This window comes from Streptomyces bungoensis, from assembly GCF_001514215.1.
Taxonomy (GTDB): domain Bacteria; phylum Actinomycetota; class Actinomycetes; order Streptomycetales; family Streptomycetaceae; genus Streptomyces; species Streptomyces bungoensis.
The window spans coordinates 1-1,182 of sequence record NZ_KQ948885.1 but is presented as its reverse complement, the minus strand read 5'-3'; the positions used below and the strand labels follow the sequence as shown (position 1 = coordinate 1,182).

The following is a 1,182-nucleotide window of genomic DNA, read 5'->3' as shown; positions in this document are numbered from 1 at the left end:
TCGGCGCCCATACGCAGGCGTTGTGCGCCCTGACCGGCGAACAGGAACGCCGTGCGCACATCACGCCGGGCCGTCCCCGTGACGGCGTTCGCGACCTCCCCGCCCACAGCCACCGACCGCAGAGCACCGACCAGTTCCTCCCGGTCCGCACCCCACACCACCGCACGCTGCTCGAACACCGCCCGGGACCGCACCAGCGCCCCGGCCACCTCCACCACACCAGGACCGTCAGCCGCGGACACGAACTCCGCCAGCCGCCCCGCCTGCTCCCGCAACGCGCCAGCCGCACGAGCCGACACCACCCACGGCACCACACCCGTCGTCACCGGCGGCACCACCACCGGCCCCGACCCGTCCACCGGCGGCTCCGCCAGCACCACATGCGCGTTCGTCCCACTGATCCCGAACGACGACACACCCGCACGACGCACACGACCCTCGGCACGCGACCACACGACCCGGTCGGTCAGCAACTCCACCGCACCCGCCGACCAGTCCACATGCGACGACCGCTCCCCCACATGCAAAGTCCGCGGCAACACCCCGTGCTCCAGCGCCAGCACCATCTTCATCACACCCGCCACACCCGCAGCCGCCTGCGTATGACCGATGTTCGACTTCACCGACCCCAAATACAGCGGACGCTCCCGGCCCTGCCCGTAAGTGGCGAGTACCGCCTGTGCCTCGATCGGATCGCCCAGCGACGTCCCCGTCCCGTGCGCCTCGACCACGTCCACATCAGCCGCGGACAGCCCGGCGCCGGCCAGCGCCTGCCGGATCACCCGCTGCTGCGACGGCCCGTTCGGCGCCGTCAGACCGTTCGACGCACCATCCTGATTCACCGCCGAACCAGCCACCACCGCCAGCACCCGACGCCCCGCAGCCCGCGCCTGCGACAACCGCTCCACCAGCACCAGACCCGCACCCTCGGAGAACCCCGCCCCGTCGGCCGCGTCCGAGAACGCCTTGCACCGCCCGTCCGCCGCCAGCCCCCGCTGACGACTGAAGTCCAGAAACAACCCCGGCGTCGACATCACCGTCACACCACCGGCCAGCGCCAGATCACACTCCCCCGCCCGCAACGCCTGCACCGCCAGATGCAACGCCACCAACGCCGACGAACACGCCGTGTCCACCGTCACCGCCGGCCCCTCCAGACCGAAGGTGTAGGACACGCGGCCC

1 protein-coding gene is annotated in these 1,182 nt (G+C 71.7%); it reads right to left on the bottom strand.

Going from position 1 to position 1,182, the window contains the following annotated elements; genetic code table 11:
• On the bottom strand, positions 1 to 1,182 hold a 1,182-nt coding region (locus AQJ66_RS35815; protein ID WP_167359216.1), incomplete at both ends, for a beta-ketoacyl synthase N-terminal-like domain-containing protein.